This window comes from Novipirellula caenicola, assembly GCF_039545035.1.
GTDB classification, from domain to species: Bacteria; Planctomycetota; Planctomycetia; order Pirellulales; family Pirellulaceae; genus Novipirellula; species Novipirellula caenicola.
The window spans coordinates 92,250-113,510 of the sequence record NZ_BAABRO010000005.1; the positions used below are offsets into that span (position 1 = coordinate 92,250).

15 protein-coding genes are annotated in these 21,261 nt (G+C 56.1%); 7 read left to right on the forward strand and 8 right to left on the reverse strand.

Annotated elements, in window-relative coordinates; genetic code table 11:
- Positions 1 to 24: 24 nt before the first annotated feature.
- Positions 25 to 2,973, reverse strand: a complete 2,949-nt coding sequence (locus ABEA92_RS12145) for a COG1470 family protein (protein ID WP_345684098.1) — start codon at positions 2,971 to 2,973, stop codon at positions 25 to 27.
- Between the two features lie 23 nt (positions 2,974 to 2,996).
- Here ABEA92_RS12145 and ABEA92_RS12150 point away from each other — a divergent pair, with 23 nt between their 5' ends.
- Positions 2,997 to 3,785 (forward strand): sugar phosphate isomerase/epimerase family protein, encoded by a 789-nt coding sequence (locus ABEA92_RS12150; protein ID WP_345684099.1) that lies wholly within the window; start codon positions 2,997 to 2,999, stop codon positions 3,783 to 3,785.
- A gap of 147 nt (positions 3,786 to 3,932) precedes the next feature.
- On the opposite strand, the gene ABEA92_RS12155 is transcribed toward ABEA92_RS12150, so the two are convergent.
- The 3 genes from ABEA92_RS12155 to tsaD all read right to left on the reverse strand — a co-directional run bounded on the left by ABEA92_RS12155 (position 3,933) and on the right by tsaD (position 6,612).
- The gene (locus ABEA92_RS12155) at positions 3,933 to 4,781 is read right to left on the reverse strand and encodes a menaquinone biosynthesis family protein (RefSeq protein WP_345684100.1); all 849 of its coding nucleotides are present in this window, start codon (positions 4,779 to 4,781) and stop codon (positions 3,933 to 3,935) included.
- A gap of 168 nt (positions 4,782 to 4,949) precedes the next feature.
- Complete coding sequence (gene mqnB / locus ABEA92_RS12160; RefSeq protein WP_345684101.1) at positions 4,950 to 5,585, reverse strand: futalosine hydrolase; 636 nt, start codon at positions 5,583 to 5,585, stop codon at positions 4,950 to 4,952.
- On the reverse strand, positions 5,575 to 6,612 hold the full coding sequence (gene tsaD / locus ABEA92_RS12165) for a tRNA (adenosine(37)-N6)-threonylcarbamoyltransferase complex transferase subunit TsaD (RefSeq protein WP_345684102.1): 1,038 nt from the start codon (positions 6,610 to 6,612) through the stop codon (positions 5,575 to 5,577). The genes mqnB and tsaD overlap by 11 nt, the downstream gene beginning before the upstream one ends.
- Before the next feature lie 207 nt (positions 6,613 to 6,819).
- On the opposite strand from tsaD, the gene rpmA reads away from it, so the two are divergent.
- The 3 genes from rpmA (at position 6,820) to ABEA92_RS12180 (ending at position 9,649) form a co-directional block, all read left to right on the forward strand.
- Positions 6,820 to 7,065, forward strand: a complete 246-nt coding sequence (rpmA, locus tag ABEA92_RS12170) for a 50S ribosomal protein L27 (protein WP_339941165.1) — start codon at positions 6,820 to 6,822, stop codon at positions 7,063 to 7,065.
- A gap of 324 nt (positions 7,066 to 7,389) precedes the next feature.
- Positions 7,390 to 8,625: a hypothetical protein gene (locus ABEA92_RS12175; RefSeq protein ID WP_345684103.1), complete on the forward strand. Its 1,236-nt coding sequence runs from the start codon at positions 7,390 to 7,392 to the stop codon at positions 8,623 to 8,625.
- Positions 8,626 to 8,665: 40 nt separating this feature from the next.
- The gene (locus ABEA92_RS12180; protein ID WP_345684104.1) at positions 8,666 to 9,649 is read left to right on the forward strand and encodes a hypothetical protein; all 984 of its coding nucleotides are present in this window, start codon (positions 8,666 to 8,668) and stop codon (positions 9,647 to 9,649) included.
- Between the two features lie 99 nt (positions 9,650 to 9,748).
- Here the strand turns inward: ABEA92_RS12180 and ABEA92_RS12185 are convergent, their stop codons facing one another.
- Positions 9,749 to 11,185 carry a DUF1501 domain-containing protein gene (locus ABEA92_RS12185; RefSeq protein WP_345684105.1) on the reverse strand — a complete coding sequence of 479 codons (1,437 nt, stop codon included), beginning with the start codon at positions 11,183 to 11,185 and terminating at the stop codon, positions 9,749 to 9,751.
- Positions 11,175 to 13,610, reverse strand: coding sequence for a PSD1 and planctomycete cytochrome C domain-containing protein (locus ABEA92_RS12190; protein WP_345684106.1), 2,436 nt, complete (start codon positions 13,608 to 13,610; stop codon positions 11,175 to 11,177). Before ABEA92_RS12190 ends, ABEA92_RS12185 begins: the two co-directional genes overlap by 11 nt.
- Before the next feature lie 726 nt (positions 13,611 to 14,336).
- Between ABEA92_RS12190 and ABEA92_RS12195 the strand changes: the two genes are divergently transcribed.
- On the forward strand, positions 14,337 to 16,058 hold the full coding sequence (locus ABEA92_RS12195; protein WP_345684107.1) for an outer membrane protein assembly factor BamB family protein: 1,722 nt from the start codon (positions 14,337 to 14,339) through the stop codon (positions 16,056 to 16,058).
- Positions 16,059 to 16,170: 112 nt separating this feature from the next.
- On the opposite strand, the gene ABEA92_RS12200 is transcribed toward ABEA92_RS12195, so the two are convergent.
- Entirely contained in the window at positions 16,171 to 16,548 is a 378-nt protein-coding gene (locus tag ABEA92_RS12200; protein WP_345684108.1) for a DUF971 domain-containing protein, read from the reverse strand.
- Positions 16,549 to 16,560: 12 nt separating this feature from the next.
- Positions 16,561 to 17,754: a phenylacetate--CoA ligase family protein gene (locus ABEA92_RS12205; protein ID WP_345684109.1), complete on the reverse strand. Its 1,194-nt coding sequence runs from the start codon at positions 17,752 to 17,754 to the stop codon at positions 16,561 to 16,563.
- A gap of 599 nt (positions 17,755 to 18,353) precedes the next feature.
- On the opposite strand from ABEA92_RS12205, the gene ABEA92_RS12210 reads away from it, so the two are divergent.
- Positions 18,354 to 19,595 (forward strand): DUF1559 family PulG-like putative transporter, encoded by a 1,242-nt coding sequence (locus ABEA92_RS12210; protein WP_345684110.1) that lies wholly within the window; start codon positions 18,354 to 18,356, stop codon positions 19,593 to 19,595.
- A gap of 326 nt (positions 19,596 to 19,921) precedes the next feature.
- Positions 19,922 to 21,193 (forward strand): DUF1559 family PulG-like putative transporter, encoded by a 1,272-nt coding sequence (locus ABEA92_RS12215; protein ID WP_345684111.1) that lies wholly within the window; start codon positions 19,922 to 19,924, stop codon positions 21,191 to 21,193.
- The last annotated feature ends 68 nt before the right edge of the window (positions 21,194 to 21,261 follow it).

Sequence of the window (21,261 nt, forward strand, 5' to 3'; positions counted from 1 at the left end):
TTGGGTGGACCCAGCAGCGGCGAATTAACGCCGCACGGGGATCTCGTAGTTCAATATCCGCTTGCCGTCTTGTTCACCGGCACGCAGCAGCATCGTTTTGCCAAGCAGCGACTCGGCGTCGTCCCAGTAGAATTCGCGACGCACGGTTTCGCCTGGTTTGACGGTGATAAAGCGGCGTTGGTATTGGCGGCCACCCTGAGGAAAAAGCATGCAGTCATAGGCTTGCGTGACATTGGAATCGTTGGTCATCTCAATTTCGACTCGCAATTGATTGTCGGCCAACAGACGTGTTTCGGTTTCGATTCGTAATCCAATCGGCCCGACCGTCAAATCACGATAGACCGTGAATTTCTTGGACGGGATCGATTGGTGTTCAAACCGCAGCGGGATCTCGTATTTGCCGACCTTGGCACTGTTGCCCAACACCAAATTGAACTGCAGCGTCGCACTCTTGCCGGCTTGCAATTCCCAAGGAATCGACGGCTCATTAAAGCTCCAGTGCTCGGGTGCCAGCACACTAAGCGAGCCTCCGAGACCTTCGCGGGTCGGGTTAGTGAACGTGACATCAACCGGTTGTGTTTGCCCGAGCAAACTATCGACCTGTTCTTGCTCGACTTCCACTGACATCCGAAACGCCAATAGCGTGGGGTCCGCTCCGGCGATAAAAATCGGACGAGGACCGATTTCGACACGGTGTGCCACTTGGCCTTCGACCTCGACTAGTTCCAATGGCTGTCGTCGGCCCCAGATATCAACCACTTGTACTTGGTCACCAAGATAGATCAGCTCTTCACAAGGCAGCGGCGACCACAACATCACCACCGCACGGTTCGCTCCGGCAAAAACAATGTTCTCAGCCTTGCTTCGCAATCTTAACGACCCCATTTGACGCAAGTCGCCGATCATCAACGAGGTGGTGCGCCACGGCAACAACATCTCTTCGGGGCGTCCATCGGCGTTCAAAAGACCTCGTTCGGGATCCCTTGGTTCAGAAACAAACGCGGCTTGAACACGATGCTTACGTACGACCGCCATTCGTTTTGCCAGGTCTAGAATTCGAGCGTTACGGTCATAGCGGCTTTGCTCGATCGGCTCGACCACCACCCAGGTTCGCGGACCGTTGCTGCCGCCCTGCAGTTCTTCCAGACGTAGGTATTCGTCCAGTTCGTCTGCAGTCAACTCAGGGTCGCTCGATCGCTGCACCGCGTTCCAGGATGTTTCCGATGGCATCAGATCGCGTTCGGTCCAAGGCCAACAAATTGCAACTTCGATCGGTTGCCCATAGCCTTGCAGCCCAGTCGCAATCTCGGCGATCGATTCCTGCAGATGGCTGCGGTCCAAGAAACTGTAATCCTGATTGCCGCCCAACTGCCACATCTTTACCTTCAATGTCAACCGCGTCATCACCGGTTCAAGCAAAGGTTGCCAAACACGCGAATCACGGAACAACTGAGACGCCACGACATCGCGGCGGCCGCGAATGTCAAACAACGGCACCTGCGATTCCGGAGGCACATCCAGCAACCCGATCGTTTGGATACCGACATCTTGCAGCCGTGAACTGGCGTCTAAAATTCGGTCCGCCGTCGCAGTGTCATTGGGCTCGATCCAACACGGAATCTTGACCCAATCGACGCCAAGCTGAGCGAGCCAGGCGGCGAGTTCGCGCGGCGGCATGTCTCGGCCACTTTCAACCAGCGTCCATCCGAAACTTCCTTGATGCGGTTGACCAATCGCGGGGTCAACCACCGCAAACGTCGTCTCGGTCGCCAACGTACGAAGGTTGCGTCCCTGCAACGACGCCATCACACGATAAAAACCAGGCTGCAGATCGGGCAATTCCCAGTGCACCTCCATTCCGCGTGGGCCGCCCGATGCGGGCTTCGCCGGCAACCCGCTCGCTGGCCGCTTCACGTTTGCTGCATCGGTGTTGGGAATATCCGATATCTGTCGAGTGATCTCACGACCATCGACATCCATCAACCGAAACAAGACCTGAGTCGCTCCGCTGGGCAACCCCAGCACCGTTGCCGCGACATCCACCGGACCGCCCACCGTGTGAATCCCCATCGGATGATCGGTCACAAGTTGCAGCTGTGGAAAAGGCTCGATGCTGATGTCGTCAAACCCGATTTCGCCGCGGATATCCTCGAGCCCATCTTCGGCGCCCTCGACAATCAACCGAACAAACACCCCCGTGGCGGCGCGGGGCGCACGGATGCGATCGAGCACCAATTCGGTCCAATCGGTAGTGCCGGAAATCGATTCGGTCCCGTGGGTCTCGACCTCGTCGCCATCGTCATTAACAAAAACAAACTCCGCTCGGGCGCGGTCATGACGCAATCCATGGGTCATCACCTTCACGCTGAATCGATATTGATAGACGTGACTGGTTTTCACCGGAGGCGACTGGGTCATTACCAAACCGCCATCCAAGTCCACTTTCAAATAACGATCCACGACCGCGTCGGCAAGCGAGGGTGGCAGCACTGGTAAAGTGTCGAGATGCCTGCGGAGCCGAGGCCACTCGCGGATCACCATCGTGTCGATCGCTCGCAACTGCTGTTCGGCCGCAGGGTCCTTCGGCGCAATCGCCACTTTGACGTACTTGGGATAACGACGACCAACGCGTCGCTGCCAATTGTCGGGCCAATCGTCAAAGTTCTTGTCGCTGCCGCGGCCAAAATTCCAAAGGTGTCGAGGCAGCTTGTCCGGAGGCAGCCGATCAGCAGACCTTGATCCCGTTGATAACGATTCCGACGCGGCGTGAGACATTGAGGAGGATTCGGCCGATCCTGAAGTCATGCCGTTTGCTAGCGAAGTGGATTGAGCCGACAGGATTATTGGGGATGCCGCCACGGCGCAGACCCCCAGCACCGCTACCATGATCGCAGAAACGATCCGGCGGCAATCGCGATACTGGCTTTCGTTTCGATAACGGCAGGGTAAAATGCCGCCGATTCGAAGGTTCATTTGCAAACGAAAGTAGGAATTCTGTGGCTGAAGTCAAAGTGGCGGTACGACTGGATAACTTGCGAACTCCGTTACGCAAATCGCTGCCGCTGGTTGCAGGCATGGGTGCAACGGCAATCGAAATCGACGCAAGGAACGGTATTCGCCCTTCTGAATTGTCGGACACTGGGCTGCGACAATTGCGGAAAATGCTGGATGATCTGAATTTACGGGTAGCCGCGGTCCGTTTCCCCACCCGCCGGGGATACGAAGTCACCCAGGACCTCGACCGCCGAGTCGAAGCGACCAAGGCGGCGATGGCATTCGCTTACAAGCTTGGCGCTCCGGTGGTCGTTAACCAAATCGGCTCCATTCCCGCGGAAAAAGACGATCCTCGCTACATCACACTGCAAAGCGTCATGGAGGATCTCGGCCGCTACGGCACCCGAATCGGATCGGTGTTCGCCGCTGAAACAGGCACCGAATCAGGCGAAACGCTAGCAGAGCTATTGGATGCTAGCGAAGACAGTTATGTCTCCGCCGCCCTGAACCCTGGGCAATTGATCATCAACCGGCACAGCCCACGAGAAGCGATTAAGGCGTTGGGCAATCGGATCCAGATCGTCTGCGCAGTCGACGGGGTGGTCGATCTAGCCGCCGGTCGTGGATTGTCGGTGCCGCTGGGTCAGGGGACTGCCGACTTTCCGGAACTGCTGGGAATGCTCGAGAATTTCCAGTACCGCGGCTATTTCGTCGTGGGCCGTCGCGACATGCCCGTCGACTCGGCCTACGAAGAACTCTCGCAAGGCGTCGAGTACTTGCAGAACCTGTAAGTTTGCCAAGTAGTGGCTTAGCGGCAACAGCACTGATTTTGGGGTTTGCTGCAGTGGACGAGGCAACGAGTTCCCACGATTCGACCGCACTTCAGCGACGCGTTGCCTCGTCCACTACCGCATCGTGAAAGCTGGATGGTGCACCCGCTACGTCGGCATGCGAAACACTTCGATCGCTTTCTCAGTGCCGATGCCGGCTTCGCGGGCACGCCGCGACAGGATCGTGATCGCGTGACGACCGACGTCGCCCAGGTCGAGCGTCCAATCGTTGACGTACAAATCGACATGCTTCATCAACACGTCGTCGCTAAACTCTTGAGCGTACTTTCGCATCGTCGGCAGCGCCGCGTCGCGGTTGGCCATCGCAAAGGCGATCGATTCGTGGATGACTTGTTGGACCTTTGCAATCACATCCGCTGGCAAAACACGACGAGCCACAATGCCGCCCAACGGCAACGGCGTCGTCGATTCGGTTTCCCAACGCTCCCCCAAATCCTCTACGCGACCAAGCCCTTGGTCTTGCCACGTGAAGCGGCCCTCGTGGATGCAGACACCAAAATCCGCTTCCCGCTGCTGCAACATCGGCATGATCTCTGAGAAGACAACCTGTTTGATGTTTACCGTCTTGGGATGAAAAATTTTCAACAGCAGCGTCGCGGTCGTGTGTTCGCCAGGGCACAACGTTGTTTTATTTTCGTCCTCGGGCGTTCCCGCATCATCGGGCGACGCGGATAACAATAGCGGACCGACCCCAAACCCCATCGCCGAACCACTGGGCAACACGACCGTCTCTTCGCTGAGCAACAACGCCGCATGAAAGCTGGTCTTGGCGACGTCAAACTCGTTGCGAAACAGCCCATCATTGAGCTGTTGGATATCCAACAGCCGAACATGAAAATCGAGGCCACGCCAATCGACCAGCCGGTTCATCAGGGCATGAAACGCAAACGTGTCATTGGGGCAAGTCGAAATACCAAGTTCAATCGGTCGATTCACGTCAGAGCCTCTCAGAAAAGCATTTTTTACAAGCGGAGCTTGTCGGATCCTACAGCATAGCGAGCTCGCCAAGTTGTGTCGCTGATCGCTCAGCGATCTTGCCTTCGCATTTTCGCGTTCATGGTGCGTTTTCGTTTTGTTTACGAATTCGTTTTCATTGCGAAACGATCAATGACGATCAAATAGCCGATTCACGAGTTCTGCGGCGGCTTGCAGGGCCTCGTCGATTTGCCATCGACGATGATCACGGTCCCCCACCTGATTCGAGATGCCGCGAACCACCTCTAGCGGCACTTCGTGCATCCGACATGCCATCGCGACCCCAAACGCTTCCATGTCTTCGGCGATTGCGTCGGGAAATCGGCCTGCCCGGTGCTCGGCGTCTCTCGCTGACTGCGACGCCGCACACACACTGAGCAATCGCCCCGCTGAATCCGTCGTTATACCGTTCGATCCGCCCAGTTCGATCGTATCCCCAATATCGTCGAAATGCGGCCAACCGATTTCGGATGCCGAACGAAACGATTCACCGACGCCAACCCCAATGCCTTCACACGTCACCTGTCTAAACCGGTACGCAGCCCCGACATCGCCGTGACCCGAGAACACACCTGCAATTCCAACTAACACGACTTGTTCGGGACGGTACGTTGCAATCAATTGCGAGGTTCGTGCCGCGGCTGCGATCTGGCCAAACCCACACAATTGCGTCGTCCATCGATCATTGCCCACATTCGTATCCAACCGCGCCGCAATTTTGTCACGTTCCAGCGCCGTTGGAATCAGCAATAAATTAGAAGCCACGCTGCAGTCCCGGAGTGATATCGAGATCAAAGGAAGCAAAATCGCCGCGTCGAATTTTTTCCAACGCAATCGCCCCCATCACTGCATTGTCGGTGCACAGATCCGGTGGGGCGATCGTCAATGCAAACTTATCTTGCTGGGCCGCGTTTTCGAATCGCTGACGTAAATAGCGATTGGCCGCAACCCCGCCACCAATGATCAACTGCTTGCATTTGTACTGCTTCAGTGCTCGACGACACTTGCTAAGCAACACGTCGACTACGGCGGTTTCGAACGATGCACAGACGTCCGCTTTGACTTGATCGTCGATTTGCAGTTTTGCAAAATCCTGTTGCCCGGGACCGGTAATCGCATAACGCACCGCCGTCTTTAGCCCACTAAAACTGAAATCAAAATGCTTCTCATGAATCATCGAGCGGGGGAACGCATACGCATCTCGCTTGCCTTCGGCTGCCAATTTTGAAACTTCGGGTCCCCCGGGGAAGCCCAGACTTAGCATCGCACCGACTTTGTCAAACGCTTCGCCTGCCGCGTCATCGATCGTGCCGCCGAGGTATTCCAAATCCAGCGGGCTGGTGCAGTAATACAAACTGGTATGCCCGCCGCTGACAATCAATCCCACGCAGGGATAGACCGACGATTCGTTCGACAATTGGTCATTTGACAACTGGCACGCATACAGGTGAGCGTGCAAATGATTCAGCGACACCAGCGGTTTCTGCCAGGCAATTGCCAACGCTTTGGCAGCCACCACCCCCACCAACAGCGACCCGGCGAGCCCAGGCCGATCCGCGACTGCAATCGCAGTCAAATCGTCTGGCGACACCCCTGCTTGGCGAATCGCGGTGTCGATGACCGGCAAAATTCGCTCCAAATGAGCACGGGCGGCGACTTCGGGGACGACCCCGCGAAACTGCTCGTGAAGTGCTTCCTGAGTCGCGATGCATTGGCCTAGCACCACGCAATCGTCGCTGATCACAGCCGCAGCGGTCTCGTCACATGTCGATTCGATCGTCAAAATAGGCAAAATAGAGTCCGCCAGAAAAACCCGTCCGAAGAGGGGCAACGAGAGTGGTTTTGCGACAAACAAGCGTTCCAGCCGCAATTGTCCGCATAAAAAGAAACTTAAATCCTAAAACTAGCTTGAATCCAGCGGTAGGCCTGCCTTGATCGATTGGCGGCAGGTTGCTACATTTCGTGGCTCAAAACACGCTAAAACCCCCAGGTGGTACTGATGGCACATAAGAAAGGGCAGGGCTCCAGCCGAAACGGTCGCGATTCGAACGCTCAGCGACGTGGAGTCAAGAAGTTTGGTGGCGAAGCCGTCCGCGCAGGCAATATCCTCGTTCGCCAAGTTGGCACCAAGTTCCACGCTGGAAAAGGTGTCGGCCAAGGCAAGGATTACACCCTGTTCGCATTGGTCGACGGCAAGGTCATGTTTGACCGTGAAGGCCGCCGTATCAATATCGTTACCGAGTAAAGTCAAAATCGAGTCACCCCGTGCCCCGATCCCTACGTGAAGACTCGTAGGCAGTGGCCGCTTGATTGACCGTAGACGCCTGCGCGCAGGCACCATGAAACGAACCCGAGGCAAATGCGTCCGTCGCTGCCTTGGGTTTTTTCGTGCGCCGACGCTGTCGCAGGGGGCGAACATCGTGACAGGCGTGTTGACGCCGTTCCGCTATAATAAAGCAACGTGTTTCGTCGCTTGCCTCCGCTAACCGCAAAAACCCAGAACGCAGCGGCACCCCCAAAATCGCGCTCGATCTTTCACCGGGCCAATCTCCCGACGGAGCCAATGGCGATGACATCCGACCGATCGAGAACAGGCCCGTCGCCAACGAAACCGCTGGGCAAGCCAATGTCGACCAAGCCAACGTCGACCACACCAACATCGACCCGCGTGGCAGTATCGCTCGCGGCGATCGCGGCATGCATCGTCGGCATCGCCACGTTCAATGTGACGAGGACGCCACAGGTCGAGCCGCCCGCTCACCACGAATTCGATGTCATCGTCCCAAAGGTTCTCGAGCCTTCCCGCGATGTGGTCCGCGCCGCGTTCTTTGATCGCGAGGTCGAACCCGAGATCGCCAAGACCGACCGATTGAATCGGGACGCGGCCGATCGCTGCATCCAGCGAATCGGACTGCTAATCCGCCGCTACCATCGCGGAGTCACCCCGTTTGTCAACGATTTAACCAGCATCTCGACTCGCTTGGGAATCGTCAAACGAATGCCGGGTGATTGGTGGCGAGAAGACAATCGCATCCAAAGCTATGTTGCAGAAAAGTTCGAGAAGCATCTTTTCTCGGAACAGGACCTGACAGACGACATTGCCGCGATCCTCGACGATTTTCGCAAAGAGATCGATGCCAATCAAAAAAGCATGCTCGTCAACGTGCACGCGTCGCTTGCAGTAGCGGACCTTCCCGAAGTCCGACTCGATCAATACGAAACGTTCTACGAATCGATCTCACATCGGTTGCAATCGTTCTCTGCCGAGCAGGGGGCGACGAGTGTGTACAACGCGATCGTGGTGATTTTGATTAGCGAAGCCGGCAGCTATGCGGCCACGACCATCGTGGCTGGTCTGCTGACGCGTTTTACCGCATCCGCTGCCGTCGGCGCTGCTGCGGGTGCGGGAACCACCGCCGGTGCGGCGGCCACCGGAGCCGGTGGCGGAAGTTTTGTCGGGCCGGTCGGAACCGTCGTCGGGCTGGGCGTTGGATTGGCCGTCGGGCTGATCATCGATTGGTGGATGACTGAAAAATTCGAGAGCAAAGTCAGTGAGCAACTGCACGATTATCTCGACATGCTCGAAGCCACCTTGATCGACGGAGCGCCGCGTGATCGCAATTCCCAATCGCTTGCGACGCAGCCAAGCCAACCGGCCGCTTCACGCGGACTTGGTTCGATCGACAACGCCAGCGGGTTAAAGGCAACGTTGCCGCTTGTGTGCGACCAATTAGTCAACGCTTACCGTGACCAATTCTTTACCAAAATCGTTTCTCCAGGTGCAACCGATGACAACGCTCATTAACGCCTCACGCTTTCGCGTTTGCCTCTATTCATTAGCAGCGTTGTCGATCCTATCTTTGGTGGGCATGGGCCGCGACGCGGCGGGTCAGCAAATCACCGCAAACGCAATCCCCACCTCGGTCGTCAAAGCCATCGTCAAGTACTTTGGCAAAGAAGGGGCCGAACAAGCGACCGAGTTCCTTGCCAAGAATGTTAGCAAGGAGGTGATGGAACGCGTCGCAACGACCGCGGCTCGCGAAGGGGGCGAAGAAGCGGTGGAGCAGGTCGCTCGGCTGACCGCCAAACATGGCCCCGAAGTCCTGATGGCGCTCGACAACAGCACGGCGGTGCTGCCCGTCATGAAGGCACTCGAAGAACTGCCGGCATCACAGGTTCGCGTGGCGTTGGGCAAATTGGCGGCGGGCGAGTCGGGCAAAGCCCTCAGCACCGCGGTCACTCGCTATGGCGTGAAAACGCTCGAAACGGAACTCAAACACCCTGGCGCCGGGCTGGTGCTCTTAAAACATTTTGGCGACGACGGAGCCGAATTGGCCAGCAAAATGACGAGCGACCAAGCGATCGTGATTGCACGACATGCCGACGAAATCGCAGCGTTGCCCGCGGCGCAACGGACCGGTGTGCTATCGCTGATCCGCAAGGATACCGAGAAAGTTGTCGCGTTTGCGGGACGTTTTATCGAAGCAAACCCAGGCAAATCGTTGTTCACGGTCGCCACCACGACAATCATCTTAGCCGAACCCGAACGGATTCTCGGGGGCGACGAGGTCGTCTTTGATGCCGACGGGAACCCGATCGTGGTCTCCAAGGCTGGCATCGTCGGCCGATCGATTGAATCAACCGGCAAGGCAGCCGAACACATCTCTAACAACTTTCTGCAACCGCTGTTCTACGCCGCACTCGCCTTCGCAGGCACGTTTGCCGCGTTGTGGATCATGCTAAAGCTGTGGCACACTCACAAACGAGAAAAGCAGCTGACCGAACAAGCGATGCTGAAAAATCTGCCTTCCGAAGACCAGGCTTCCTAATCGCCCCAATCGATTGCATCGGGCATCGACCCTCCGCTGCGTTGCCGACAAACAATCCCGAGTCCATGTGATTCCGAGCCCACTGGAATGACGCCGGAGTCACGCAAACAGTTCCGAGATGACGGTGCCTTCGACATCGGTCAATCGAAAATCTCGGCCGCCGTATCGATAGGTCAATCGTTGGTGATCGATCCCCAACAGATGCAACACCGTGGCATGGAAGTCGTGGATATGGACCTTTTGCTCGGCTGCGTAAAAGCCAAACTCGTCCGATTGACCGTAACTAAACCCTCGCTTCACTCCGCCACCCGCCATCCAGTAGGTAAACGCGTGCGGATTGTGGTCGCGACCGTTGTTGCCTTGCGCCGTCGGCGTTCGCCCAAACTCGGCCCCCCAAATCACAAGCGTATCCTCGAGCAATCCACGTTGTTTCAGATCGGCAAGCAGCGCTGCGATCGGCTGATCCACCTCGGCCGCCAATTCGGTGTGCTTTTCTTTTAATTGGCTGTGTTGATCCCAGTAGTTATGCGTGACTTGGACAAACCGCACCCCCGATTCTGATAACCGGCGAGCCAATAAACATTGACGCCCAAAGTTATCGGTCGGACCGCCATTGATCCCGTACTCGGCAAACGTCGTCGCGGTTTCTCGGGAAAGCTCCATCAGCGAGGGCGTTTCCATCTGCATGCGAAAAGCCAGCTCGAACGATTCCAGCCTCGCCGCCAACTGAGCATCCAAGCCTTCGGGACCCGCGTTGGCAGCGTCCAACTTGTGCAGCAAATCGAGCTGCAGCTGTTGCAGCTTTGGCGTGGTCGCAGTAGCGCTGGCAAGGTTTTCGATCTTGGCGTTCTTCATCGGGGCCCGCGTCGATCCGATCCGAGTGGCTTGATGGATCGGAGGCAAAAAGGCCGAGCCAAAATTACGCACTCCGCCATGTCCCAAAGTCGGATTGATCGTAATAAAGCTTGGCAAGTTCTCGTTTTCAGATCCCAAACCATAGCTGATCCATGACCCCATACTGGGTCGAACAAAGGTGTCCGAACCGGTATGCACCTTCAACATCGCCCCGCCATGGGCTTCATTGGATCCATGCATCGATTTAACGAAGGTCAAATCGTCGACGTGTTTTGCAACGTGAGGGAACAGATCACTGACCCATGCACCGGATTGCCCGTACTGGCGAAATGCCCAGGGACTCTTAAGCAAATTGCCTGTCTTGGCGAATTGGATCCGCGGCTTATCAAACGGCAGCGGCTTGCCATCGTGTTTGGCGAGCTGCGGTTTGTAATCAAACGTATCGAGATGCGACGGGCCACCATGCATGAACAAGAAGATGACACGCTTGGCTCGCGGCGGAAAATGTGGCAATCCCGCATCCGAATCCGCTCGCGACGTGGCAGCGTTGGCCAGATTGCCCGACATCATCTCGGCCATGGCAATGCCGCCTAAACCGATCGATCCTTTGATCCAATCGCGACGGTGAGCCCAAGCCCCATTTCGACCACACGCATTACCGTGCTTGGATTCAATCGACATAACTAAACAAACTCCCCGCAATGAGTGTACGGCACAGTCCCGACCAAGCTTCCTGCGGACTCGCCTGTGCGGGAAGTCGCTGTGCGGCATCTACGATAAATTCCCGGCAAAGCGTGATGTCGGTCTCGGTGGGCGGACGGCCATACAGCGTCATCCACAAATGGGTGATTCGCTCCTCATCGTCGTTGTGGTCCAACATCGATGCACTTAGCCGCTCGGCTTGTTGATGGACCAGCTTGCTGTTGAGTAGGAACAGGGCCTGGTTGGGCACCGTGGTAACGGGACGCTGTTCGATATGGTTGGCGGTTTCGACGTAATCAAAAGTTGAAAACAGATCCAACAGCGCCGCTCGATTGATCAGCAAATAAACCGATCTCCGAGGGGCATCCGCATCAACCGGGCTGCCCCCAAACGTGCGATCCAACGAGTCGCCAGCGATGTGAATCGCATCACGCAGCGGCTCAACCTCCAATCGCCGGCGATTCTGGTGCGAGAGGTACTCATTTTCAGGGTCGTCTTCGGAATAGTCCGCAAGGTCGCTCCGCATTTGGTAGGTACTGCTGAGCATGATCGTGCGATGCATTCGCTTAAGCGACCAACCATCATCGACCAATCGTCGCGCCAGCCAATCCAACAAATCTTGATGCAGCGGAGCTTCACTTTGCAAACCAAAATTCGAAGGGGACCGCATCAACGGCTGTCCGAAATGCCACATCCACAATCGATTGGCCATCACACGTCCGGTCAGCGGATGATCGGCCGAAGTCAGCCAGCGAGCCAAGTTCAAACGCCCACTTTCGTCGTCGGCAATCGTGTCGAACCCGACGACGCTTTGCAGCCGCTGCGGCACTCCGCGAGGCACCGGCGTATCGCCTTTGCTGAGATGATTCCCACGGATGTGCACCGCCAATGACGTCGGCGTTCCTTCTTCGACCGCCATCGCGATGTCGTACGCGGGCATCGCTTTCTCAACATCGGCTAACGATTTCCGGGCTGTGGCGAGCTGCTTCTTTGTCGTTTCGGGGTATTGATCTTCAGGCTTGTCGGGCAACGTTTCTGATTTCAATTGATCCAGTAACGCTTTGTTGGCGTCGGCAACGATCTTCTCGACCGCAGCTCGGCTGCGATCAACCTTCTTCTGGTGTTCGCTCCGCTGTTTGTCGATCTCGGTCGATGGTAGATCCCGCTCCATCCATTTCGAAACAAACTTTTCATGCAGCATGGTGCGAGTGCTCGCAAAGATGCCTGCCAACGCGTAGTAATCTTCGGTCGAAATCGGATCAAATTTGTGATCGTGACAACGAGCACACGCAACGGTCATCCCCAACATCGTGCGAGTGACACAATCGATCTGTTCATCGACAATGTCGATCCGCATTTTCTCTTTATCTTGCTCGGCCAACATCTTGGGACCGATCACCAGCATCCCGGTTGCAGTGATCCGCTGACGGTTGAGTTGCTCGTCGCCCGAGGGCAACAAGTCACCGGCAAGTTGGTGAATGATAAATTCATCAAGCGGCTGATCTTCATTGAGCCGATCAAAAACCCAATCGCGATAACGCCAAGCATGAGGCATTTTGTGATTTTCATCGGCGCCATTGGTGTCAGCGTAGCGAACAAGGTCCAACCAGTGTCGTCCCCACCGCTGGCCATAATGGGGCGATGCCAGCAAGCGGTCCACGACTCGTGCAAAACTTTGTGGCGAGTCGTCGGCAAGGAAAGCGTCGATCTCACTCTGACTCGGCGGCAAGCCGATCAGATCAAACGTCGCCCGACGAAGCAGCGTATACTTGTCGGCCTTGGCGGCTGGACGCCAACCTTTCTCGTTGAGTTTCGCCAGCACAAAGGCGTCGATCGGGTTGCGAACCCAATCTCGATCATCTTGACGGATTTCTTCCTGCGGCACCTCGGGTGCAACCAAGCGTTGGAACGCCCAATGATCGCGAGCGGCAACGGGATCGATTCCATGACGCGGGGCAGCGACAGCCTGCGTGCGAGGATCAACCGCTCCTCGTTCAACCCACGTGACAAAATCGTCAATGACGGATTGCGGCAACTGCTGCTTCGGTGGCATTTCAAAGTCGTCGTACTGAAGTGCCGAAACCAACAAACTCTCTGAAACATCCCCCGGCACTACGGCGGGGCCGCTATCGCCCCCAACCCGGGTCGCCTCACGACTGTCCAACAACAAACCGCCTTGAACAATCGCTGCGTCGCTTGAATGACACGAATAACAATGTTCGACCAGCACCGGGCGAATGCGATTCTCGAAGAAATCAATCTCGGACTGCGGTACGGACTCCGCTGGTTCTGCTAACGCGACAGATGGCAACAGAACTATTGGCCCTACGATTGTCAGACCGATCAGCAATACAGACATGCGACCGAGCGGCAACGGCTGAGGAGCACCGTTAAACATTGGCATGGCAATCGACTGGGGGGGAAGGAAGGGTAACGGAGGCGGGACTCGTATTGTAAACGCACCGTGATGGCGGATGCAAAGCATTCATTCCTTGTTTCCGCGAGAACCAGGCGACGGGATCATTTGTATTCAATCCCCCAAAGATCTTGTGAAAACATCCACATTCGCCTTTTCGCACCAACGTTCGCTTTCACGTATGAACTTGGTAAAAATCGCGAATCCGCCTGCCATAAGCGCTCAAGTTATCGGAAAAGCGAACATCTTTGCCCTGAGTTGCGCCTGTTGGAGCCTGCCATGCCCCCCAAATAACTCAAACAAGAAATCCAGCACATTGACGCGATAAAAACGACCATCTAGGGGACAATGAACACCACTGCGTCGCACGGGTGGTTAAAAAACACCCCGCTGAGTTTTCTCGACTTGAAACCGCCATTGCCCCCCACTCTACTGGTAAACGTGATATTACATTTACTACTTTACGAAAGGAGCAGAAAGATGGCCGATTTTGGTAAACAATGCCCGCGATGCAAAAGCACCATGTTTCGCGTGCCACGCCATTGGCTGGAACGCGTCTTTTGTTCTGCTGCCTACCGCTGCAACCGATGCCGAAAACGACGGCGGTTGGCAATCGTGATCCATACGTTGCTTTAAAGTCAATCGTTACAATGGATGGAAATATCGACATGCCTGTCGGTGACCACTCATCCATTCCGTGATCGAGACTTTTCCTTGACCGATTCGAATCAAGACGCCGCATCCTCCCCTTCCGAACCTGCCCACCACGAAGATCATGCGTCCTCGACGCGTACTCCCTTTGCATCTCAACGCGAACCCAACTTGCCGCTTCGGATGGCGGTGGTCGCGATTACGGCAGCAATCATCGTGTTCTTGCTGCAGCAATTCGTTTCCGAACGAGACCACCAGAACGCCAATCTGTTTTCGTTTGGCGTCGTTGCAATTGCGCTGCTGACGATTTTATTTCAACTCTTTCGTCTTGCGCGCAACCATGGCTATCCGCTGCTGGTGCCGATCGTGGCACTCACCGCGGCCGCCGCATTTGCCGTTCTGTTTCGCTTCGAAGGTTTCAGTGGCGAGATGGTCCCGGACTTCAAGTGGAGATTTGGAAGTGCCAATCAACCCGAACGCATTCCGATCGCAGCAGGATCCACCGACTCGATCGCGCCACTTGAACCGTCGGAACGGACGATTGCTGCCGAAGACTCAACGGGGTTTCTAGGAAATTCACGAAACGGCTACATCGCAAAACGACAATTCGAAGTGCCCGCCGATGCAGCGGAGGCCGAAGTACTGTGGCGACAAGGTATTGGCAAAGGATGGGCGGGATTCGCCGTTAGCAGCGACCGAGCCGTCACGCTCGAACAGCGAGAAACCACTGAATCGCTAACCTGTTACCAACTTGGCGACGGCGCCTTGCTGTGGGCGGTTAGTCATCAGGCGAGGCACGAAAATCCGCTGGGAGGAGTCGGTCCACGATCAACCCCGACGATCATGGGCGAACGAGTTTACGCGCTCGGAGCCACCGGCAAGCTCTGGTGCGTCAACATCAACACCGGTGAAGAGATCTGGAACGCCGACTTACTGACACTTGCCGGATGGAATCAAGCTGAATCCGAAACGGCGATTCCTTGGGGACGCTCGGCGTCTCCCTTGTTGGTCGACGGGCTTTGCATTGTGCCATTCGGTGCGACAAGTGATGCTGCGATCCCATCGTCCGACCTAGCTAAAGCCGGCCGCGGGCTGATCGCGTTTGACGCCGTCAGCGGCGAGATTCGCTGGACCGCCGGCGAGGACCAAATCAGCTACGCTTCGCCCATGCTAATGACCTTGGCGGGACAACGCCAAATTGTGATTGTCAACGAAAGCACGGTGAGCGGACATCGCGTCGAGGATGGAAAACGCTTGTGGTCGTTCGAGTGGCCTGGGCAAAGTAATGCGGGGGCGAATTGCTCTTCGGTGGTCCTGGCGGGCAAAAACCGATTCCTGGTTGGCAAAGGCTACGGTGGTGGAAGCGCTCTCGTCGAAGTCACAGCCGATCCGGACGGAGAACTCGTCGCAAAGTCGGTTTGGCAATCCGGCCGCGTGCTCAAAACCAAGTTTGCCAACACGGTTGTCATCGGCGATACCGCCTACGCACTAAGCAATGGGTCGCTCGAAGCCGTGGCGATTGCCGACGGTGATCAGCGATGGCAACAACCTCGACGCGAACGCTCGGGGCAAGGTCAACTCTTGGTTGTGGAAGACACGATGGTGGTCCAGGATGAAGCGGGCGATGTGCTGTTTGTCAAATTAGACGAAGCACAATATCAACTCGAACTTCGCTTGCCGGCCCTCACCTCGAAAACATGGAACGTGCCGACCATCGCAGGCCGTCATCTGATCGCGCGAAATGATCGTGAAGCGATCTGTTTTCTGCTGCCCAAGCGAGAGTAGTCGAATCCCAATGCCGCCGACCTTTTTAGCGGTGCGGCACGAGACATCGCCATCGCAACATCAAAAACCAACGCTCCGGGTTAGGATTTCGATCGATGTGGATGGCATCGAACTATTCGGCCGGATTGGCCAGCATCTTCATCGGGAAGATGCCGGAGGAATGGCCATCAGAAAACGCAATGCTGTAGGCGTAGGAGCCGACCGGTCGCATCGATTCGATCCGTAGCGGCCGAGCCTCTTCGGCACTAAGCACCGGCAAACTTAGCGATTTTGGCGACGCCTGCTTTTTCTCGGCCTGCTTTTCCTGTTCGCCGCGTTTCTTTTCGCGGCAAGTTGCACAGGGGCAAGCGGCACGCAATTGAGCCACCGTCCAGCGAGTGGTCGTTCCGTCATCCCATTGAATTTGGATCGCGGTTTCGCCTTCGCGGGTGATCGAAACGGGCGTGGGGTCGGATTCGTTTGACGCAGATTTGTTTTCAGAGGTATTCATCGTGCTCACGGTTTAACCTTGGCTCGACCTTTGGTCAACGAGACGACGTGATTTGGCTTCGAATCGAGGCAGCGATCCTTCGGCGACCGCCGCCACTTCGACCCGTAATGCAAGACGATCACGCAGTAATTGTGAAACGAACGCAGCCTGCTCTGCCGTCCCTTCCAACTCGAGCCGAATCTGGTCCATTTCATCGACCTGCTCGACAATGATCCGGTATTCGCTCGACTCGCTTATCTCGCGGATAATCGACTCAATGCTACTTGGAAAAATATTCACTCCACGAATGACGATCATGTCATCCGCTCGGCCAATCACGCCTCCTTCGAGCCACAGGAACGTCGACGGCTGATCGTGATCGCGAAATGCTCGCACGATGTCGCCGGTACGATAGCGAATTGCGGGGCCTCCGTATCGCCCCAAATTGGTCAACACCAATTCACCGATCTGACCCTCAGCGACTTGGCTGCCGCCAGGATCGTCACCGCTGAAATCAAGCACTTCTGCGATAAATTCCGATTCGATCACATGCAGCCCGCGTCCATCGGGACTGCCGAATCCCCAAGCCCCAAGTTCACTGGCCCCGGCATGGTCGATCAATTTCGCGCCCCATCCCTGTTCGATTCGATTTCGGACCGCAGGCAACGACCCACCGGGTTCTCCCGCGACGATGATCCGCGAGACACGGTTTTTCGTCAGATCCAAGCCCAGCGACTTTGCAGTCGAAACCAAATGCAACGCATAGGTAGGCGTGCAGCACAACACGGTACATCCGTGATCTTGGATCATCTTCAATCGTGATTCACTGGACATCCCGCCAAGCGGCACACAGGTAGCGCCGCGGTCGATCATGGCGTCGTTGGCCGTCCAAAATCCAATGAAGGGACCAAACGAAAACGCCATCATGGCAATGTCATCCTCGGTCACCTTCGCCACATCCAACACGTAGTGCCAACAACGAATCCACCATCTCCAATCGTCTTGCGTATCGAGTACTGGCAGCGGCCATCCCCGAGTCCCGCTGGTTTGATGCATCCGGGTGTAATGCGACATGGGCAGATCGAATATGCCCGCAGCTTTGGGTTGTGACGAGGGAATCAAATCGGCCTTGGTCAACAGCGGAATCTGCTGCAATTGCTCAAGCGATTTCAGTGGCAATGACAAGTTTTGCAGCCGATCTCGATAAAACGGACGCTTTTGAGCCACGGTTAACAAGGCATTGAGCCGATCGAGCTGCCATTGGCGCAAGCGGTCGCGGGATCCACTTGCTGGAAAAGTCTCTGAGTTGCTCTCACGCATCCAACATATCCATCTAAATTGCGAGGAAATCGCGGCTTACCATTGTGAAGTGTCCGTTAAGCTCCGAGGTCCGTCCGGAAGGTTCGGAAAAGCGTAATTTTTGCATCGCCAATTTTCCAGCGGCACATCTGCCGCCACTAGACCGCTCTAGCGGAGACATCATCGCCGCCCGTAGGCAATCCGTTAGCCCTGCGGCCCCCCCCACGCCCCGGCGCCGGATGAAGACTCGATGAAGCCTTTGTGAGTAACTCAGATTGCCATTTTCAACCCGGCATCGAGGGCTTTAAATGCTCCGCAACGTTGGCGTCGAGCTTGCAACTCAGCCTCGGTTTTCGGAGCCATCACGGTTGCCACCACGACCAACGGTTCTCCGCCTGAAGGCGAGTGACGGTGTGATTTTACATCAAATTCATCACGGCCATCACCTTGCCTTCATCGGCGTGAAATTGAATGCCAACGAACCTTGAACTTTGCCGTTCCCCTTCAAAATGCACTTGAGAAAAATCATGTTTCGCGAACGTTCGAAGACTCCGCTTACAGCAACGCGAGCGTGTGCAGCTTTCACGCTTGTCGAGATGTTGGTGGTGATTTCGATTATCGGCGTGTTAGCGACACTGATGTTACCGGCAATCAACCGAGCTCGCGCTGCCGCACGAGGAACTCAGTGCCAAAGCAACCTAAAACAATTCGGAGTCGGATTGACCTCACGCACGGCCACCGCCCCCGATTCAACGTTTTGCTCAGGCGATTTCAACTATGAACGCGATGGTGTTCCCACGGAAATTGGATGGGTCGCCGATCTGGTGAACCGCGGCGTGTTGGTCGGTGAAATGCGATGTCCGAGCAATCCAGCGATGGCGTCAACCGCGATCCAACAGCTGTTGACGATGGATATCAGTGAAATCAATTTATCGAAGTACGCTGGCTGTGCACCCTGCGTCGACTGTCTCGAAGATCGCCGACTCGGCAGCGAGCCGTTCGAGGATGCGATGGGCGACCGAGTGATGAACATCGCTCGCGAGATCGACGAAAACGCCGTGAACGACCTCGCCGGGCGTGCCAACCTTGTTGATCGGCGTTTGATCCAAAAGGGATACAACACCAACTACGCAGGCACTTGGTTCCTGTTTCGCACCGAGTTCACATTTGACGACAGCGGAAACCCGGCGGCGAGCGAATCGGGATGCAGTGCCGCGATTGCCTCGGCAAGCAGCGACTTCAAGCAATTGATGAACGACACTCGCGGCCGCTACAAAACTCGCGGTCCGCTTTCGACCAATCGTGTTGATTCGGGCAAGGCTCCCGCTAGCACGATTCCGCTGTTGTGCGATGCCGCCGCCATCGGATTCTTAGAGATCGGAGTCGGCGAAACGATGCCCGAGAGTGTGCTGTACGCCACTTCGATGGTCGGACAGCCGGTCGCAATCAGCAATGGTGCGGATTGGAGTCTGCTCGAGGTGCCCAGTCTGCCAGCGGGCACCCCACGCGAAGGCGTTTCCGGATGGCTACGAGTTTGGAATCACAAGACACGCCAAGACTATCGCGGCATGGCTCCGCTGCACCTTGGCGTCGCCTATGTGCTGATGGCCGACGGATCGATTCGTGCGATTGCGGACAAAAACGGCGACGGCTACATCAACAACGGCTTTACACAACATCCCGATTACTGGACCAGCAGCGATGTCGAAGCACCCGAGATCATGTTGTCCAGCTACTACTCGCTGAACTCCAAAGGCAGCGAAAACTAAGCTGCCGATGAATTACCGAGACCTGTCTTATTTACCGAGATTCGATTTTCAACAACGAAGGAGGGGGCAAGCGGAGACGCAATACCGACGCACCCGGTGGCTTGGGTGGAGCTAATTCCATCAAGCGGACACGGTGCATTTTTCTAAGCAGTAACCAAAGAGCGGAGCGAGTGGCGTGAAATCGTCATCGTGTTGGTTCGTGACAACCAAAACAGCAGCCTCCCTTTCACAGGAAGCTGGCGACCACGCCACAACACTCCACCTAACTATTTCCATTCTGGACTGCTTCTGCGAAGCGGGTCCAGAGTCAACAAGGAACTTTACAAATGAAATTGTCGAAAAAAGGCTTTACCCTAATCGAAATGCTGGTCGTCATTTCGATCATCGCAATCCTGGCAGCACTGGCGCTTCCGGCGCTCGCCAAAGCCCGTGAAGCAGCTCGCCGCAGCACCTGCTCGAACAACCTTCGCCAATTCGGCGTCGGGCTACTGACCTATGCTGAACGCGATCAAATCGGTCGCTTGTGCACCGGTGCGAGCGACTACAATCGCGACGGATGTATGGACACCTACGGCTGGGTCGCGGACCTTGTCAATTCGGGTGCCGCACTTCCATCGGACATGCTTTGCCCGAGCAACGGTGGCAAGGGTTCGGAAAAACTCAATGACTTGCTCGGCAGCAATTCGACCAACGGCAAAGGCACCACGGCCGCCCGTTTGAACAAAGGGGCTTGCCGCGAGATCTTTGGTGCAACCCCTGCTTTGGCCGCAGGATCAGCCGAACGTGCTGCACACATTGGAACCCAATTCCTTGAAAAGGGCTACAACACGAACTACGCGGCCGGTTATCACTTGGTTCGTAACGCTCCGCTGACCTCGGGAACCGGATCGAACATCGTATTGAGCACTCGCTCGGCCAACCAAACCGACTTCAAACAACGCGAAGGCACGTACGGTCCGATCCAATTGTCGATCATCGACGGCAGCCGCATCCCATCGTCAAGCATCGCCCTGCTTGGCGACGCCGGTCCTGGCGATATCGACGAAGCGGTTTTGATCGTTTCGATCACCGACAGCAACGGTGAAGAATTGCTTCCTCAAGGCATGCTGTTGACCGAAGCGTTCAACGACGGCCCTGCTTACGTCAACTCGGCCGACTCGCTTTCGTTGGCCAAACAAGATGCCGCCGGTGACAGCTCGCTTCCGATCGCAGGCCAAATGGCATGCGAAAAGGGCAATGCGACGATCGCGGCTTGCTTTGACTTTGACAGCACCACCACCGGCACCTCCAACCGAGGTCCTACCGGAAAAGGCGGTAACAATCTTTACCTTCAAGACACGCGTGACTGGATGGCCGTTCACGGTGGTATCGCCAACATTTTGATGGCGGACGGTTCGGTCAAACAGTTCTACGACGGTCGCAACGGCGACGGCTACTTGAACCCAGGCTTCCAATTCGCCAACGGAATTGCCACCGACTCGCAAGTCAGTGGCTACGCCGACAGCGAAGTGGAATTGATGCCCAACGAAATGTTCAACGGCTTGTTCATCGATTCCGCAACCCTGAAGGGCACTTTTGAAAGTGCCTCGGGCAGCTAAACATCGTCTACCGCGCTGACGCCGCTTGGACGCTTTTCGTCTAAAGCGAGTCAAACCGGACGATGAGT

Coding starts and splice junctions, on each gene's coding strand:
- ABEA92_RS12190 (WP_345684106.1), bottom strand. CDS start 13,610: ATGCCAATGTTTAACGGTGCTCCTCAGCCGTTGCCGCTCGGTCGCATG.
- ABEA92_RS12200 (WP_345684108.1), bottom strand. CDS start 16,548: ATGAATACCTCTGAAAACAAATCTGCGTCAAACGAATCCGACCCCACG.
- ABEA92_RS12185 (WP_345684105.1), bottom strand. CDS start 11,185: ATGTCGATTGAATCCAAGCACGGTAATGCGTGTGGTCGAAATGGGGCT.
- ABEA92_RS12210 (WP_345684110.1), top strand. CDS start 18,354: ATGTTTCGCGAACGTTCGAAGACTCCGCTTACAGCAACGCGAGCGTGT.
- ABEA92_RS12175 (WP_345684103.1), top strand. CDS start 7,390: ATGACATCCGACCGATCGAGAACAGGCCCGTCGCCAACGAAACCGCTG.
- rpmA (WP_339941165.1), top strand. CDS start 6,820: ATGGCACATAAGAAAGGGCAGGGCTCCAGCCGAAACGGTCGCGATTCG.
- ABEA92_RS12145 (WP_345684098.1), bottom strand. CDS start 2,973: ATGAACCTTCGAATCGGCGGCATTTTACCCTGCCGTTATCGAAACGAA.
- ABEA92_RS12215 (WP_345684111.1), top strand. CDS start 19,922: ATGAAATTGTCGAAAAAAGGCTTTACCCTAATCGAAATGCTGGTCGTC.